This is a genomic window from Desulfogranum marinum, assembly GCF_016918565.1.
Taxonomy (GTDB): domain Bacteria; phylum Desulfobacterota; class Desulfobulbia; order Desulfobulbales; family Desulfobulbaceae; genus Desulfogranum; species Desulfogranum marinum.
Genome location: NZ_JAFFQD010000197.1, coordinates 1 through 289, shown reverse-complemented (window position 1 = coordinate 289; position 289 = coordinate 1). Strand labels below are relative to the sequence as shown.

General features: G+C 46.4%; 1 pseudogene. It reads left to right on the top strand.

Annotated elements, in window-relative coordinates:
• Positions 1 to 289 (top strand): annotated as a pseudogene (locus JWH17_RS23480) (ISNCY-like element ISDol1 family transposase); the annotation flags it as partial.

The window sequence follows — 289 nt, the reverse complement described above, 5'->3', positions numbered from 1 at the left end:
CACAGAGAAGACAATAGGCTACGCCGAAAAGGGGGTGCGTAGTTTACAGAATTATGTGGGAAGTTCCATAATTGAACAAGCTGTGGCAGTCGATATTTGCAAACAGTTGCAAGAATATCTGCCTATTATTCGTCAGGTCGCGTGCCAAACCAAACGCAGAGCATTTGAAGGTGAATCTGTTCCGGCCCTGGAAAAGATTGTTTCAATCTTTGAGCCGCATACGGATATTATCCGCAAGGATCGCCGAGACACCTATTACGGTCACAAAATTTGTCTTACCGGCGGCGCT